At 67.6% G+C, this 15,712-nt stretch carries 13 protein-coding genes and 1 tRNA gene; 7 read left to right on the forward strand and 7 right to left on the reverse strand.

Annotation, left to right across the window (positions count from 1 at the left end):
• The first annotated feature begins 62 nt into the window (after positions 1 to 62).
• Positions 63 to 2,093: a lytic transglycosylase domain-containing protein gene (locus D1604_RS02505; protein WP_233551820.1), complete on the forward strand. Its 2,031-nt coding sequence runs from the start codon at positions 63 to 65 to the stop codon at positions 2,091 to 2,093.
• Here the strand turns inward: D1604_RS02505 and D1604_RS02510 are convergent.
• From D1604_RS02510 to D1604_RS02525, 4 genes are read right to left on the reverse strand one after another with little or no spacing between them, the layout of a single operon-like run.
• Complete coding sequence (locus tag D1604_RS02510) at positions 2,084 to 2,851, reverse strand: ABC transporter ATP-binding protein (RefSeq protein ID WP_306460718.1); 768 nt, start codon at positions 2,849 to 2,851, stop codon at positions 2,084 to 2,086. The two genes, D1604_RS02505 and D1604_RS02510, sit on opposite strands and share 10 nt — an antisense overlap.
• Positions 2,848 to 3,837 carry a FecCD family ABC transporter permease gene (locus D1604_RS02515; RefSeq protein WP_119412053.1) on the reverse strand — a complete coding sequence of 330 codons (990 nt, stop codon included), beginning with the start codon at positions 3,835 to 3,837 and terminating at the stop codon, positions 2,848 to 2,850. Before D1604_RS02515 ends, D1604_RS02510 begins: the two co-directional genes overlap by 4 nt.
• Positions 3,834 to 4,631, reverse strand: a complete 798-nt coding sequence (locus tag D1604_RS02520) for an ABC transporter substrate-binding protein (RefSeq protein ID WP_119412054.1) — start codon at positions 4,629 to 4,631, stop codon at positions 3,834 to 3,836. Before D1604_RS02520 ends, D1604_RS02515 begins: the two co-directional genes overlap by 4 nt.
• On the reverse strand, positions 4,628 to 5,260 hold the full coding sequence (locus tag D1604_RS02525; RefSeq protein ID WP_024352706.1) for a TetR/AcrR family transcriptional regulator: 633 nt from the start codon (positions 5,258 to 5,260) through the stop codon (positions 4,628 to 4,630). Before D1604_RS02525 ends, D1604_RS02520 begins: the two co-directional genes overlap by 4 nt.
• 123 nt (positions 5,261 to 5,383) lie before the next feature.
• On the opposite strand from D1604_RS02525, the gene D1604_RS02530 reads away from it, so the two are divergent.
• The 3 genes from D1604_RS02530 to D1604_RS02540 are packed head-to-tail and all read left to right on the forward strand — an operon-like array spanning position 5,384 to position 8,524.
• The gene (locus D1604_RS02530; RefSeq protein ID WP_119412055.1) at positions 5,384 to 6,784 is read left to right on the forward strand and encodes a glycosyltransferase family 2 protein; all 1,401 of its coding nucleotides are present in this window, start codon (positions 5,384 to 5,386) and stop codon (positions 6,782 to 6,784) included.
• Between the two features lie 16 nt (positions 6,785 to 6,800).
• Positions 6,801 to 7,712 (forward strand): class I SAM-dependent methyltransferase, encoded by a 912-nt coding sequence (locus tag D1604_RS02535; protein ID WP_119412056.1) that lies wholly within the window; start codon positions 6,801 to 6,803, stop codon positions 7,710 to 7,712.
• Positions 7,712 to 8,524: a TrmH family RNA methyltransferase gene (locus tag D1604_RS02540; RefSeq protein ID WP_119412057.1), complete on the forward strand. Its 813-nt coding sequence runs from the start codon at positions 7,712 to 7,714 to the stop codon at positions 8,522 to 8,524. Before D1604_RS02535 ends, D1604_RS02540 begins: the two co-directional genes overlap by 1 nt.
• Here the strand turns inward: D1604_RS02540 and D1604_RS02545 are convergent.
• Together D1604_RS02545 and hrpB are read right to left on the reverse strand one after the other, a co-directional pair.
• A complete protein-coding gene (locus D1604_RS02545) occupies positions 8,521 to 9,810 on the reverse strand; it encodes an MFS transporter (RefSeq protein WP_119412058.1) in 1,290 nt (429 codons plus the stop codon). The two genes, D1604_RS02540 and D1604_RS02545, sit on opposite strands and share 4 nt — an antisense overlap.
• 66 nt (positions 9,811 to 9,876) lie before the next feature.
• Complete coding sequence (gene hrpB, locus D1604_RS02550) at positions 9,877 to 12,312, reverse strand: ATP-dependent helicase HrpB (protein ID WP_119412059.1); 2,436 nt, start codon at positions 12,310 to 12,312, stop codon at positions 9,877 to 9,879.
• A gap of 155 nt (positions 12,313 to 12,467) precedes the next feature.
• Between hrpB and D1604_RS02555 the strand changes: the two genes are divergently transcribed.
• Positions 12,468 to 14,129, forward strand: a complete 1,662-nt coding sequence (locus D1604_RS02555; RefSeq protein ID WP_024352700.1) for an amino acid permease — start codon at positions 12,468 to 12,470, stop codon at positions 14,127 to 14,129.
• Positions 14,130 to 14,307: 178 nt separating this feature from the next.
• A tRNA-Leu gene (locus tag D1604_RS02560) sits at positions 14,308 to 14,392 on the forward strand.
• 5 nt (positions 14,393 to 14,397) lie between these two features.
• On the opposite strand, the gene D1604_RS02565 is transcribed toward D1604_RS02560, so the two are convergent.
• Positions 14,398 to 15,225 (reverse strand): NAD(P)H-hydrate dehydratase, encoded by an 828-nt coding sequence (locus D1604_RS02565; RefSeq protein ID WP_119412060.1) that lies wholly within the window; start codon positions 15,223 to 15,225, stop codon positions 14,398 to 14,400.
• A 118-nt stretch (positions 15,226 to 15,343) separates the two neighbouring features.
• Here D1604_RS02565 and D1604_RS02570 point away from each other — a divergent pair, with 118 nt between their 5' ends.
• Complete coding sequence (locus D1604_RS02570; RefSeq protein WP_024352698.1) at positions 15,344 to 15,682, forward strand: P-II family nitrogen regulator; 339 nt, start codon at positions 15,344 to 15,346, stop codon at positions 15,680 to 15,682.
• The last annotated feature ends 30 nt before the right edge of the window (positions 15,683 to 15,712 follow it).

Consider the following 15,712-nt stretch of genomic DNA (forward strand, 5'->3'; position numbering starts at 1 on the left):
GGCAAAGGGTAGGTTGCCCGCCGCCTGGCCGCAACCAAAGATGAATGAGGATCAGATATCTAATGATCGCGACGACCGTGGCCGCCGCCCTGGCGATACTGACTCCACCAGCTCAGGACGTCCTGAACAGCACGCCTGTCCCCTACTCCGCCAGCCAGGGCGGAATCATCAGCAGTCAGGACGCCGCCCTGGTTCAGCAGGGGCTGACGGCCGCGCGGGCGCGCGACGTGTTCGGCACGCAGGCCATCATGGCCCGGATTTCCGACCCCTCGGCGCGCAAACTGGTCGAATGGGCGTTGGTCGACACCTCAGACCGGCAGATGTCCTACAGCGATCTGGCGCTGGCGCAGACCGACCTGGCGAACTGGCCGCGCGGCGGATCGCGCAGGGCGGCGGGCGAACGGGCGCTGGACATGGCCGGCCAGTCGCCGGACGCCGTCATCGCCTTCTTCAACGGAACCGCCCCGACCACGGCCCAGGGCGCCATCGCCCTGGCGGGCGCGCTGGAACAGATGGGTCGCCGTCAGGAGGCCCAGGCGCTGATTCGCGATTGGTGGCGCACCCAGAGCTTTGAAGAGGCCCAGCAAAGCCGAATCTATTCGCGCTGGAGCGGCTGGCTGACCAGCGACGACCATGTAGCGCGGCTGAACATGCTTCTGCTGGGCCCGCATGGCCCGGCGACGCGAGCGATGGTCGCTCTGGTTCCGGCCGACCGTCAGACCATCGCCAATACGGTGATGGCGCTGCGCACCGCCTACGCTCCCGACGCGATCGTCGGCGGTCTGTCGCCCTCGCAGGCCAACGATCCGGCCGTGGTGCTGGAGCGCGTGCGCCTGCTGCGCTCGGCCGGGCGCCAGTCGGAGGCCTTCCCGCTGCTGTCCGCCCTGCCCGCCGCGCCGTCGCATACGGACGGTCAGAACACCCTGTGGAGCGAACGCCGCAACTACTTCCTGGACGCCCTGCAACAGGGCAATGCGCGCGCCGCCTACGCCGCCATGAACGGCCACGGCTTCCCCTCGGGCGAGCGCAAGGTCGACGCCGAGTTCTTCGCCGGTTGGGTTGCCCTGACCAAACTCAACGATCCGGCCACGGCGGCCCAGCATTTCGAGGCTCTGCGCAACGCTTCCTCCACCCCGATCACCCAAGGCCGCGCCCTGTACTGGCTGGGTCGGGCGGCCGAGGCGCGCGGCGACCGCGAAGGCGCCCAGCGCTGGTATCAGGCCGGCGCCGAGCACTGGCAGACCTTCTACGGCCAACTGGCGGCGGAAAAGGCCGGGGCGACGACCCTGACCCTGCCTGGCGAGCCGGCGCCGTCGCCGGAAGACGTCAACCGCTTCGAGGGCAATGAGGTGGTGCGGGCGACCCGCATCCTGGGCCAGATCGGTGAAAAGACCCTGATGCGGGTCTTCGCCTATCATCTGGATGACGAGCTCCCTTCCCCCTACGATCTGTCGCAGCTGTTCGACCTGATGCAGGGCTATGGCGACCAGTTCGGCTCGATGATGGTCGGGCGAGCGGCCAGCCAGCGCGGCTTCGTCATGCCCGAGCGAATGTATCCGATCCAGCTGCCGCAACAGGTCGCGGGCATGGCGCCGAACGAGTTCGCCCTGGCCATCACCCGTCAGGAATCCAGCTTCGACCCCTTGGTCCGCTCCCACGCGGACGCGCGCGGCATGATGCAGCTTCTGCCCGCGACGGCGCAGGGCGTGGCGCGCCGCATGGGCCGCTCGTTCAGCGCTGAACAGCTGTGGGACCCGGAGATCAACATGACGCTGGGCAGCTATCACCTGGGCGAACTGATGAACAACTTCGGCGGATCGCCGCTGCTGGCGGCCGTCGGCTACAACGCGGGACCGGCGCGGCCGCCGCAATGGACCGCCCGTTGCGGCGACCCGCGTCAGGCCCAGGTCGATCCCATCGACTTCATCGAATGCGCCCCCTTCACGGAAACGCGCAACTACATGATGCGGGTGATGGAGAACATGCAGGTCTATCGCGCCCGGCTGAACGGCGGCTCGGCCCCTCTGACGCCGTCGGCGGACCTGGCGCGCGGCACCCCGCCGAACGCCGGACCGCGACCCTATCAGCCGTGAGGTGACAGACGACGGGCCGCCAGCCACGGCCCGTCCAACGCCTCCAGCCAGACGGCGTCGAGGTTGAAGACGGTTTTCAGAATGCGCGGCGACAGGGCCGCGGTCGGCGCGCCTTCCGCCGCCGTGCGCCCCTGATCCAGCACCACGACCCGGTCGGCGAAACGCGCCGCCAGACTGAGGTCGTGCAGGCTGACCAGGACCCCGCGCCCTGCGTCGGCGCGCGCGCGCAACAGCTCCATCACCAGAAGCTGGGCGTCCGGGTCCAGACCGGCGATCGGCTCATCAGCCGCCAGCAAAGGCGCGGGAACCGTCAGGGCGCGCGCCAAAAGCACGCGCGCCCGCTCGCCGCCCGACATCTCGGCCACGCCGCGATCGGCCAGATGGCCGACGCCGACCTCGTCCAGCGCGGCGCGGGCGCGCTCCACAGCCGCCTGTCCCGTCAGGAAGGGCGCGCCCAACGCCGCCACCTCCACTGCCGGTAGATTCCAAGCGATAGAGCGGTCCTGCGGCAGATAGGCCGCGCGTTCGCCCCGCTGGCGTTCCGACAGGCGCCGGGCCTCATCGCCGCCCAGCCGGGCCACCCCTTGCGTCAGCGGCGCCAGCCCGAGGGCGGCGCGCAAGGCCGTCGACTTGCCCGCCCCGTTGGGACCGCAAAGGGCCACGAGTTCGCCTGCCCGCACAGAGAAGAACGCGCCGTTCAGCACCTCGGCGCCACCGATGCGGGCGTGGGCGTTTTCAAGCTCAAGCAAAACAGTCACAGCCGCCACTCCCGCGCCGCGCGCCAGGCGATCAGGGCGAATAGCGGCGCGCCCACAAGAGCGGTGAAGACCCCCAGCTTCAGTTCCTGATCCGTCGGCAGCATCCGCGCCATAAGATCGGCCACCACCAGCATCAGTCCGCCCGCCAGGGCCGAGGGCGCCAGCAGCCGCCCTGGATCGCCGCGCACCGCCGCTCGCACCAGATGCGGCGCGGCCAGTCCGACAAAACCAATGACGCCCGCCACGGCGACTGCGGAGCCCGCCGCCAGCGCCGACGCCGCCAGGGCCAGCACCCGCATCCGCCCCATCGACAGGCCGGACGCCCGCGCCGCCTCCTCGCCCAGCGTCAGCATCCTCAGCCCCGGCGACGCCCCGCGCGCTAGAAAGGCTGCGATCAGAAGCGCAGGCGCCACCCAGACGACATCGTTCCAACTGCGGTTCTCGACCGATCCCAGCAGCCAGTTCATCACCTCGGCCGAGGCGATCGGCGACGGCGACAGGTTGAAAATCAAGGCCGTGAGCGCGCCTGCGAAACTGGACAGGGCAACGCCGAACAGGATCAGCGCCTCGGGCGCCCGCACCCGCGCAGCCAGGACGATCAGCAGGCCTCCACCGACCGCCGCGCCGAACAGAGCCGCGCTTTCCACAGCGCCGGGGATCGCCGCCAGCCCCAGCACAATGGCGGTCGCGGCGGCCAGGGCCGAGGTCGCAGACACCCCCAGCACCCCCGGCTCGGCCAGCGGATTACGCAACAGTCCCTGCATCACTGCGCCGGCCAAGCCGAGCGCCGCGCCGACCAGCAGGGCGCAGACCGCACGCGGCGCGCGCACCAGCCACAGCACCTCGCCCGGCCCCGAAGCGGGGTCAGACAGCGCTTGGGCATACTGCGCCGCGCTGAAAGCTGTTTCTCCCAGGGTCGTCGCCACTCCAAGCGCAGCCGCAAGGGCCAGCCCCAGAGCGATATTCAGTCTCGTCGCGCCGGTCATTTCGCCTGCTCCGCCAGCAGAACCGCCGCATCCGCCGCGAACCAGGCTGGACAGGTCAGGGCCGCGCCGGGCAGGCTGGCCGCCGTGCGCTGCGCCGTCGCCCGGCGCATGACCGGATGGCGCCCTGCGCCGCGCCAATCCGACCGCGCCAGATCGAAGAACCCCTTCACATAGAGCGCCGGCGGCGTCAGCAGCACCCGCTCAAGCCCCAGCGGCTGATAACCGGGCTGTATCACTCCGTTGCGGAACCCGGCCGCGCGCAGGATGGCGTCCATCAATGAGCCGGGCCCGCTGGTGAAGCCGCTGGCCGTCACATAGACAGCCGACCGCCCTCGCCCGGCGCCCGACGCCTGTTCCAGCCGCGCCTCCATTTGGCGGATCAGGGCCTCGCCGCGCGCGCGGCGATCCAAGGCCGCCGCCACCTTGCGGATATTGGCCTTTATCCCCTCCATGTCCGACGCATCGTCGATGCCGACCGTGCGGACCCCGCGCCGGTCGAGCGCGTTCAAAAGCCGGGCGTCGCCGCCCCAGTACCGAACCGCCACATCGGGCTGGAAACCTGTCGCGGCCTCCAGCGTCGGACGAACCATCCGTCGCCCTTTCGCCGCCTGTCGCATCCAGGCGTCGGGATCGTCGGCGCGCGGCGACAGGGCGAGCTCCGCGTCAGGCGCGAGGGCCAGGACGAACTGGTCGGCGCACTGATCCAACGCCATCACCCGCAGCGGCCGCGCCTGTGCGGCGGTAGCCAAGGCGGCTGTGATCAGGAGGAGCAGCCCGCACAGACGCCGCCTCACAGGGCGGTCAATCCGTTGAACAGCACGTCCAGCTGGGTGCGGATCAACACGTCCCGCTCGGCCCAGTCGAAATAGGGCTTGGTGATCATCAGGGAGACCAGTCCGTGAACGCTGGCCCAAATCACCTGGGCCAGGACCCGCGCATCCCCGCGAAGCACGCCCTGCGCCACAGCATCCTCGACCACCTCCACGACAGCGGCGAACAGTTCGCCTCCCGCCTTCTGCGCGATGGTCTCGACGCCGTGGCGTGTCTCAATCGCCGGGGTCAGATAGGCCAGACGATAGGCGTTGGGGTGTTCAAAGCCGAAGGCCACATAGCCTTCCGCAATACGCCGCAGACGCGTCAGCGCCGGGGCTGTATCCGCCAGAATGCCCCGATTGCGTTCCGCCAACCTCTCAAAGGTATTGCGGCAGATCTCGTTGAGGATCTCGCCCTTGTCGGAGAAATGCATGTAAAGCGCGGTCGACGACAGCCCGACCTCATCGGCGATCTTGCGGATGGTGGCGCCGTCATAACCGCTTTCGACAAAAATGCGCTCGGCCGCCGTCAGGATCTCGGCGCGACGCTCGTGCCCGTCTCCCTTGGCCTTGCGGTTGGATCGCGACGCGGAAGTCGTAGAAACCGACAATCAACTGGCTCCCTGAACGAGGGACCTGAGTCCCGACGCGAGGTTAACTCGACCGGCCCCTCTAGCCAAACCCAAGCTTTGGGATATCAATGATATTAACATTGGTAAAACTAGGGGGCGTGCGTGGCGGGTTCTGAACAGCGATCGGCTGGGACGGCGCGCATCACCCTGACGCGTTCACAGGCTATAGCCATCGGCGTCTTCTCGACTTTAAGCTTGGCGGGCGCATGTCTTCTTCCACGCCTCGCCTCCTTCTACCTGATATCGGCCCAGGTCGGCTTTCTGGCGCTCGCGATATGGCGCCTCAGTTTGATCGTGGTTCAGGCCAAGGCGCCCCGTCCAAATCCGCCCGGCAGTTGGTCGCATGATGAATGGCCGCATTACACCATAGTGGCCGCCCTCTATCACGAGGCGCAGATACTGCCCCATCTGGTCGAGCGACTTGATGAGATCGATTATCCCAGAGACCGTCTGCAAGGCTTCCTCGCGCTGGAAGCCGACGATCACGCCACTATCGCAGCGGCGTCGCAGTTGAGCTTGCCCGACTGGTTGAGCGTGCTGGTGGTTCCGCCCGGCGCGCCGAAAACCAAACCGCGCGCCCTGAACTACGCCCTGGCGCGCGCAACCGGCGACTTCCTGACGATCTACGACGCCGAGGACGCCCCCGATCCGCTGCAGTTGAAAGAAGCGGCGATGAAGTTTCGCGATGAGGGCGACAGCCTGGCCTGCGTTCAGGCCCCCTTACGCATCCGCAGTCGCCAGAAGAACAGCCCTCACCCCCTGCTCGATCGCCAGTTCGCCGCCGAATACGCCGCCCTGTTCGAGATCACCCTACCCGCCATGGTCCAGCTCGGCCTGCCCTTTCCGCTGGGCGGCACAAGCAATCATTTCCGCGTTTCGGTGCTGAAGGCGCTGGGCGGATGGGACGCCTGGAACGTGACTGAAGACGCCGATCTGGGCTTCAGGATCTGGCGCTCGGGGCTTCGGCTGAGCGTCATCAGCCGCCCCACCTATGAGACGCCGCCCGGTCCGGTGCGTCTATGGCTGCCGCAGCGTACGCGCTGGCTCAAAGGCTATCTGCAGACGCTGGCGGTGCATACGCGCTGGACCGAGGGCATGGGCTGGCGCGGGTGGGCGGCGCTGATCCTGACCATCGGCGCCGGACTGGGGTCGGCGGCGGTTCACGCCGGCTGCATGGCCTGGGTCGCCGTGGTCTGCCTGATGTCGGCGATGGACCGGCAATTGCCGTCCCTTTCAATTATGGGGTGGACGGTGCTGATCGTTGGAGTGGCCGCCGCCTGGATCACCAAACACCGCGGCGCACGGATCGCCGGGACGCCCTATGGCCCGCTCGATATGGCGGCCTCGCTGCCCTATTGGTTCCTGCTGAGCCTCGCCTTCATGCACGCCGCCGTCCGGTTAGCGCTGGAACCGCACCGCTGGGACAAGACCCCGCATCAGGACGATGTCGAGCCGATCAGCGTTCCTGATCCCTATCCCGACGCTGGACGAGCAGCGGCCTGAACGACTATCAGCGCGCATGGCTCCGGTTCTTTCCTCCTCGCCCGAAACCCTCGTCACGCACGGGTGGTCGGACTACGCCCTTCTGGACAGCGGCGACGGCCGCAAGCTGGAACGCTACGGCCGCTACACCGTCGTGCGTCCGGAACCCCAGTGCTTCTGGAAAGCTCATGACGAGGCCGCGTTCGAGCGCGCCAACGCCATGTTCGACCCCCAGCAGGAAGAAGAGGATTCCGGCCGCTGGCGCTTCGACGTCCACGGCCCGATCGACGCCTTTCCTCTAAAGTGGCGCGACGTGCGTTTCATGGGGCGGTTCACCCCATTCCGGCACCTGGCCTTCTTCCCCGAACAGGCGGCCAACTGGGAATGGCTGGACGCCCGCGTCCGCACACTGAACCAGCCGAAAATTCTCAACCTGTTCGGCTATACCGGCGTGGCCAGCCTGGCCTGTTCGGCGGCGGGCGCGCACGTCACCCACGTCGACGCCTCCAAGAAGTCCGTGACCTACGCCCGAGAGAACGCCGAACTGTCGGGCCTGGCCGACCGCCCGATCCGCTGGATCGTCGAGGACGCCCGCAAATTCGTGGCGCGCGAGGTCCGTCGCGGCAGCAAATATGACGGCATCATCCTCGACCCTCCGAAATACGGACGCGGCGCCAATGGCGAGGTCTGGCGTCTGTTCGAGGACATGCCGGAACTGTTGAAAGACTGCGCCGCCCTGCTGTCCGACGATGCCTCCTTCCTGCTGCTGAACGCTTATGCGGCGCGGATTTCCGGCCTGTCGCTGGCGCATATGATGGCCGAGGCGACGCATGATCGCGGAGGCCGCATCGATTGGGGCGAACTGGCTCTGTCGGAGGACGGCGAGCGCGCCCGCGCCATCGGTCTCAGCTTCTTCGCGCGGTGGAGCAACGACGGGGGTCGCGCCTGATGTCCGAACGCCTCATCACTTCCCTGACCAACGACACCATCAAGGCCGTCCGCGCCCTGCACATGCGCAAGGAGCGCGAGGCGACGGGCCGCTTCCTGGCCGAGGGGCTGAAATTCATCGGCGAGGCGCTGGACCAGGGCCGCGCCCCGGTCATGCTGCTGGTCGGCCAGGACGCCCGGCCCCACCCCCTGCTGGACCGCGCCAAGGCCGAGACGATCAAGGCCGGGGGCCAGATCATCGTCGTCACCCACGCCATCCTCGAAAAGATCAGCCGTCGCGACAATCCGCAAACGGTGTTGGGCGTGTTCGAGCAGGTCTATACGCCGCTAGACGCCATCCGGCCCGACGCCAAGCCCTGCTGGGTGGCGCTGGAGCAGGTGCGCGATCCCGGCAATCTGGGCACCATCATCCGCACGGCGGACTCGGCCGGATGCGGCGGCGTCATCCTGATCGGCGACTGCGTCGATCCCTTCTCGGTCGAAGCGGTGCGGGCCACCATGGGCTCGGTCTTCGCCGTCAGCATCAGCAAGGCGACGCGCGAGGAATTCCTGGCGTGGCGGGCCTCTTGGCCCGGCAGCGTCATCGGCACCCGCCTGGACGCCACGCACGGTTATCGCGACAGCCCGGTGCGCCATCCGGCCCTGATCATGATGGGTAACGAACAGGCGGGTCTGACCGACGAACTGGCCGCCGCCTGCGACCTGAACGTCAAGATCCCCATGCGCGGCCGCGCCGACAGCCTGAACCTGGCCATCGCCACGGGCATCATGGCCTATGCGGTGACGGATGCGGCCTACGGCTCCAGTCTCTAGGCCTCGCCTTCGGTCCTGATCCGGCCCATGCCGATCAGGGCCAGAACCGTCAGCAGAGCGGCGACCGTCAGATAGACGCCGACGGCCTGAAGCCCGTAATGGCCCGCCAGCCAGGTTGCGGCATAGGGCGCCAGCGATGCGCCCAGGATGCCCGCCAGGTTGAAGGTCATGGACGCGCCCGTGTAACGCACCGTCGTCGGGAACGGTCGCGCCAGCGCCGCGCCCAGCGGGCCATAGGTGCAGCCCATCAGGCTGAAGCCGATGATGAAGAAGGCGACAACGCCGACCATTCCGCCGCTGCCGAATAGAGGCGCCAGCACAAGGCCGAACAAGGCAATGGCGATTGACGTGACCAGCAGCGTCCTTCTCTGCCCCCACTTGTCCGCCGCCAAGGCCGCCAGCGGAATGAACAGGCCGAAGAAGCAGACGCCCAGAAGCTGAATCGGCAGGAACTGATCACGCGTATAGCCCATGCTGGTCGTGCCCCAGCCCAAAGCGAAGACGGTCATCAGATAAAAGAGGACGAAGGTCGCCAGTCCCGCCAGCGTCCCGGTCAGCAAGGCGAACTTATGGTGCGCCACCAGCGTCAAAGCCGGCGCCTGGACTCGTTCGGCGCGGTCGATGGCGCGCTTGAACTCGGGCGTCTCGGTGATCTTCAGCCGCATCCACAGGCCGACGACAACCAGCAGGGCGCTGGCGATGAAAGGAATGCGCCAGCCCCAGGCCATGAACTGGCCCTCGCTCATCACCTGGCCCAGAACGATGAAGCTCAGGGTCGACAGGATGAAGCCGATAGGCGCGCCCAGCTGCGGGAACATGCCGAACCAGGCCTTCTTGCCCGGCGGGGCGTTCTCGGTCGCCAGCAGCACCGCCCCGCCCCACTCGCCGCCCAGACCCAGACCCTGACCAAACCGGCACAGCGCCAGCAGTAGGGGCGCGATCACGCCGACCGAATGCCAGGTCGGCAACAGCCCGATGGCGATGGTCGACAGCCCCATGGTCATCAAGGCCGCCACCAGCGTCGCCTTGCGCCCCACCCGGTCGCCGAAATGGCCGAAGATGACCGCACCTATCGGGCGAGCGAAAAAGGCGATGGAGAAGGTGGCGAACGAGGCCAGCATGGCCGTCATCCGGTCTCCGCCGGGAAAAAACAGGTCCGGGAACACCAGCACCGCCGCCGTGGCGTAGATGTAGAAGTCGTAGAACTCGATCGTCGTGCCGATCAGGCTGGCGAACAGAACGCGTCGCTTGGAGGCGAACGGCGGTGAAACAGCGGCGTCGGTCACGCGAAATCCTTACGGTTGACGCACGATCATTGCGGCGCGCCGCCGTCAGGCGTCAAGCGGACGCTATCAGGTTCCGCGCGGCTTGGCGCGGGTGGTCGCAGTCGCATTGGCCGGGTCTTCAGGCCAGGGATGGCGTGGATATCGACCGCGCATCTCGCTGCGGACCGCCGTCCATGACCCAGCCCAGAAACCCGGCAGATCCTTCGTCACCTGAACCGGCCGTCGCGCGGGCGACAGCAGGCTGAGCGTCAGGGGAACGCGCCCGCCGCCGACTGTCGGATGGGTCGTCACCCCGAACAGTTCCTGCACCCGGATTTCGACACGCGGTCCGCCCTCGGCCCCGTAGTCGATGCCCGCGCTGCCCAGCGGCGTGATCAGGCGCGTCGGCGCCAGTTCATCCAGCTTGCGCTGCAGGTCCCAGGGGATCAGGCCGCGCAAGGCCTCGGCAAGCCTGCCGTCGCTGATGTCGGCCAGCGATCGCGCTCCGTCGAGCAACGGCCACAGCCAATTCTCGCGCTCCGCCAGCAGACCCTCGTCCGAAACATCCGGCCACGTCGCATCCAGCCCGTGCAGGAAGGCCAGCCGCGCCCGCAACGCGCCCGCCTGCTCGCCCCATTTGAGGGCGCTGAGGCCGCCCGCCATGATCTCGGACTTCAGCGCCGCCGTCATTGCGGCTCGGTCCGGCGCACCGACCACCTTTTCATCCAGCACCAGCGCCCCGATCCGTCGGAAGCGGCGGATCACCGACTTGCCCGACGGTTCTCGCGCCAGCCGATCCTCGACCTCGATCAGACGCGCCAGATCAGCCTCCAGCGTCGTCGCATCCAAAGCCGCCGCCAGACGGATGCGGTCGCGGGCGTCGCCGCCGCCCAACTCAGCCACGGCCAGCCAAGGCTCGCGCGCCAGGTGATCCGTCGGCTCGATGAAGGCGCCGCGCCCGGAGGCCAGCAGCACCTCGCCCGGTTTGCCCTTGGCGCGCGCGATGCGTTCGGGGAAGGCCTCGGCCAGCAGAAGGCCCGCGTCCGCCTCTCCATCCCGACCGCCCCCCGCCGCCCGCGCCCAGCGCTCGGCCAGCTTCATCGCGTCGCGGCCACGCGGCGAACGGTCCCGCGCCAGCCCCTTCAGCCGGTCGTGCAGGTCGACGCCGTTTCCGCCGAGGCCCGGCTCGCTGAGCACCGCCGCGATCTTCGCCCCGCCGAGCGCATCGCCCTGATCCGATGCCACGGCCACCATGTGCGCCAGGCGCGGCGCTAGTGGGATGCGGGTCAGCCTCCGCCCATGCGGCGTCAGATCGCCCTTGGCGTCCAGCGCGCCCAAACGCGTCAGCACTCTGCGCGCCTCGGCCATAGCCCCGGACGGCGGCGGGTCCAGCAGAGCCAGCCCTTCGACCGACTTGGCTCCCCAGCGCGCCAGATCGAGGGCGAAGGCGGTCAGGTCCGCCTCCTGAATCTCGGGCCGTTGATGCGCGACGAGACCGCGGGTCTGTTCCTCGTCCCACAGACGGTAACAGACGCCCGGCTCCACACGGCCCGCGCGGCCTCGCCTCTGTTCGGCCGAAGAGCGGCTGACCTTGACTGTCGCCAGCCGGGTCAGGCCGCTGGACGGCTCGAAGCGCGGCACGCGCGACAGGCCGCCGTCGATCACCACGCGCACCCCCTCGATGGTCAGGCTTGTTTCGGCCAGGGAGGTCGCCAGAACCACCTTGCGGCGGCCAGGCGCGGCGGGCTCGATGGCGCGGTCCTGCTCGGCCTTGTCCAGCGCGCCATAGAGGGCGACGACATCGACCGACGGATCACGCAATCGCTCGTTCAGGCGTTGGACGGTGCGGTGAATCTCGCCCTGCCCCGGCAGGAAGGCCAAGATCGAACCGGTCTGGTCGTGCAGGGCCTGAACCACGGCCTTGGCCATGGCGTCCTCGAACCGCTCCACCGGGTTGCGGCCCAGATAGCGGGTCTCGACCGGGAACATTCTTCCCTCGGCCTCAATCACCGGCGCGCCATCCAGCAGGCGCGACACCCCCGCGATATCGAGCGTCGCAGACATGACCAGCAGGCGCAGGTCGTCGCGCAGCACCGCCTGACTATCTCGCGCCAACGCCAGACCGAGATCAGCGTCCAGGCTGCGTTCGTGGAATTCATCGAACAGAACGGCGCCGACGCCCTCCAGTCCCGGGTCGTCGAGAATCATCCGGGTGAAGACGCCCTCGGTCACGACCTCGATTCGGGTGTCAGGGCCGATCCGGCTCTGCAGGCGCGTGCGATAACCGACGGTTTCTCCTGCCTTTTGCCCAAGACTGGCGGCCATGCGATCGGCGGCGGCGCGCGCGGCCAGTCGTCGTGGCTCCAGGACCAGAATCCTGCCGCCCGCCAGCCACGGCTGATCCAGCAGGACCAGAGGCACGACCGTGGTCTTGCCCGCGCCCGGCGGGGCCGCAAGGACCACCGCAGAGGTCTGGGCCAGGGCGGCCTTCAGCGGCTCCAGAACGGCGTGAATCGGCAACATAAAGCGGCTGTAGCGCCTTCGAAGGGGTTCACGAAAGCGTCGTCGGCGCGTCATCCCTCGTAAACCGCGTTGCGCGCACGGCCTCAGATGGCTAGCGTCCCCGCCCAAGAAGGCGACCCGGGAGGGGTCGTCGCATATGTTGGGGGCGCAACTGCATGTCTGCAGACGGCGTAAAGCCTGCCGGTAATCGGCTATTCCTTAAAAAATCCATCGCCCAAATTCAGAAGGAAGCCGCCAAGAGCGAGCTGAAGCGGACGCTTGGCCCGCTGAACCTGATGAGTCTGGGCATCGGCGCCATCATCGGCGCGGGCATCTTCGTGCTGACGGGTCAGGTGGCTTCGGCCCACGCCGGTCCGGCCATCATGTTCTCCTTCGTCATCGCCGGCATCGCCTGCGGCCTCGCTGGTCTGTGCTACGCCGAACTGGCGTCGACCATGCCGGTCTCGGGCTCGGCCTACACCTATGCCTATGGCACTCTGGGCGAGATCTTCGCCTGGATCATGGGCTGGCTGCTGGTGCTGGAATACGGCGTCGCGGCCTCGACCGTCGCCGTCGGCTGGTCCGGCTATGTGGTGTCGATCCTGAATGACTTCGGGATCAGCGCCAGTCTGTTCCCGACAATAAGTTACCCAGGCGGCGAAGGACCCCAGTGGGCCACCCCACTGATCCAATACGTCGCCTCGGGCGCTGACGCGGGCTTCCCGCTGACGGGCACCTTCAACCTTGTGGCGGCCGTCGGCATCGCCGCCGTCTGCGGCCTGCTGGTGCTGGGCGTGTCGGAATCGGCGAACATCAACAACGCCATCGTCGTCATCAAGATCATCGTCCTGCTGACCTTCATCGCCGTCGGCCTGCAGTACATCAACCCGGCCAATTGGGACCCCTTCATCCCGCCGCAAGGCGAAACCTGGGACCAGTTCGGGGTAGGCGGCATCTTCCGCGGCGCCTCGATCATCTTCTTCGCCTATGTCGGTTTTGAAGCGGTTTCGACCGCCGCCGCCGAGGCCAAGAACCCGTCGAAGGACGTGCCGATCGGCATCCTGGGCGCCCTGTTCGTCTGCACCCTGATCTACATGGTCGTGGCCGCCGTCATGACCGGCGTCGTTCCCTACCTGGAGTTGGCCTCGCCCGCCCCGATCGCCGTCGCCATCGACCGCATGGCCCTGACCTGGGCCGACATTCCGCTGGCCGGCGCGCCGGGCGGCAAGCTGAACATGATCGCCTTCCTGATCAAGATCGGCGCCATCACCGGCCTGTCCTCGGTCATGCTGGTGCTATGCTACGGCCAGACGCGCATCTTCTACACGATGGCGCGCGACGGCCTGCTGCCCAAGGCGTTCGCCGTGGTGCACCCGAAGTTCCGCACCCCGTGGATCGGCACCATCCTGCTGGGCATCGTCATCGCCATCGCGGCGTCCTTCCTGCCCATCTCGATCCTGGGCGACCTGGTGTCGCTGGGCACGGCGACGGCCTTCGCCATCGTCTGCCTGTCGGTCATCGTGCTGCGCATCAAACACCCGGAGATGGAACGTCCGTTCCGCGTTCCGGGCGGCATGGTCACGGCCGTGCTGGGCATCCTGGCGTGTCTGACGCTGGCGTCGTTCAACTTCGTGCCGATGGTTCAGCACGCCATGAACGACAACCCGCTGCCGCTGACCATCCTGGGCGTCTACGCCGTGGTCGGCGCCCTGATCTACGGTCTGTACGGCTTCGCCCACTCGAAGCTGGCCAAGGGCATCGACATCACCGAAGACGTCAAACTGGAATCGGCGGTCGACGCCTTCGGTCACGGCGTCGACAACAAGAAGGACGACTGATCCCGATCAGTCGTTCCGCACACCGCGTCTACAAGTTGCGGCGGCCAAACGGCCTCAAGCAGCGCGAAGCGCGGTAGGCCAAAAAACAGAAAGGCCCCGGAGCAATCCGGGGCCTTTTTCATGTTCGGATGGGATTGCCGAAACGGCCGCCCTCGCCTACAGCCTCGAACGAACCTATGCGGATGTGGCGGAACTGGTAGACGCACCAGATTTAGGTTCTGGCGCCGAGAGGCGTGGAGGTTCGAGTCCTCTCATCCGCACCAGGCTTTCAGCCGTTCAGTAAATCAGCCAGCACCGCCGGCAGCTGTTGCGGCAGATCCTCGGAGATCAGGCCCGGCCCGAAGCGCCGCGCGGCTTCCGAATGCATCCACACCGCTGCGCGCGCCGCATCGAAGCTGTCCATGTGTTGGGCGATCAGGCCGCCGATCAGGCCCGCCAGCACGTCCCCAGTGCCCGCCGTCGCCAGCCAGGGCGAGCCGTCGCCGTTAACCGCCAGGCGGCCGTCCGGCGCCGCTATGACCGTCGCGGCGCCCTTAAGCACCACGATGGCCCCGGCCAGGCGCGCAGCCTCCTGCGCCGCGCCCTCTCGGCCCTGAGCCTCCAGCAGGCCGGGAAACAGCCGCTCGAACTCGCCTTCGTGCGGGGTCAGGACGTCGTCACGGTCCAGCCAGGCGAACAACTGCTCAGGTCGATCGCGAAACAGGGTCAGGGCGTCCGCATCGACCACCAGCGCCGCGCCCGTGCGGGCCAGAGCCGCCAGGTTCAGCGCCGTGCTTTCGATCAGTCCGGCGGCGGGGCCGATCACGATCGCGTCCATCGGATCGGCCAGGGCCTGAAGCTGCTCGGGCGTCGCGAAGCTGGCCAGCATCACCGCCTCCAGCGACGGGGCCAGAACCGGCGCCGCGTCCGGCGGGCAGAATACCTTGACCAGACCCGCGCCGACCCTGAGGCCCGCTCTTGCAGACAGGCGCGCCGCCCCGGTGGACAAGGCTCCGCCCGACACCACGCCCAGTCTGCCGCGCATGTGTTTGTGGCTGTCAGCGCCCGGTCGGGGCAGCAGATGGCGCCACTCAGAGGGACTGTTACCGAACTTCATGTGGATTTCCGTTCACGGATGGCCTTTGAGCACGAAAAACACTTGCCAAATTGTGCGATGCAATGTCCCTTTACCGCCCGAGCGTCGGACCAAACAAGGAGCCGGCTCGGGACTTGCCATGAAGAAGATCGAAGCCGTCATCAAGCCATTCAAGCTGGATGAAGTGAAGGATGCGCTCCAGGACATCGGGGTGCAGGGCATGACTGTGCTGGAGGCCAAGGGATATGGTCGCCAGAAGGGTCATTCGGAACTCTATCGCGGCGCCGAGTACGTCATCGACTTCCTGCCCAAGATCAAGATCGAGGTGGTGGTGGCCGATGACCTGGCCCCGGCCGTGGTTGAGACGATTCAAAACGCGGCCCGCACCGGCAAGATCGGGGACGGCAAAATCTTCATCACCAACCTCGAAGACGTGATCCGTATCCGCACGGGCGAAACCGGCGCCCAGGCCATCTAGACCAACGGCCGCCTCTCGGGGCGGCCGATT

This window comes from Brevundimonas sp. LPMIX5, assembly GCF_003576505.1.
Lineage (GTDB): Bacteria > Pseudomonadota > Alphaproteobacteria > Caulobacterales > Caulobacteraceae > Brevundimonas > Brevundimonas naejangsanensis.